We start from the raw sequence: 293 nt of genomic DNA, 5'->3' as shown, positions 1-293 counted from the left end.
AGCTCGCCTGCTTGGCGTCGAGCTTCGTCCCGGCATATTTGTTGAACAGCGTCAGCGAGCGTTGTGATGACGCATTCCAGTCGCCGTCTGACGATGTCGCCAGGCAGCCGACGCGGCGCAGCTCTGACTGAACCAGCTTCGCCGTCTCTGCGGCGGACAGGGTGGGCTGTGACGAGGTCGGGGCGACGGCTGCAACTTTCGGTGCGCCGTCCGCAACCTGCTGCTTCTCGGCAGCTTGCTTCTCGGCGGCTTGCTTGTCGGCCACGGCCTTTGCCGCTGCGGCCTCGGCCTCC

1 pseudogene is annotated in these 293 nt (G+C 66.2%); it reads right to left on the bottom strand.

Annotation, left to right across the window (positions count from 1 at the left end):
• Positions 1–293, bottom strand: a pseudogene (locus tag OC450_RS34290) (caspase family protein); the annotation flags it as partial.

The sequence above is a fragment of the Bradyrhizobium sp. Bra78 genome (assembly GCF_024519855.1).
Lineage (GTDB): Bacteria > Pseudomonadota > Alphaproteobacteria > Rhizobiales > Xanthobacteraceae > Bradyrhizobium > Bradyrhizobium japonicum_G.
Note: the sequence above shows the minus strand (reverse complement) of the source record. Positions and strands in the feature narration are given on the sequence as shown.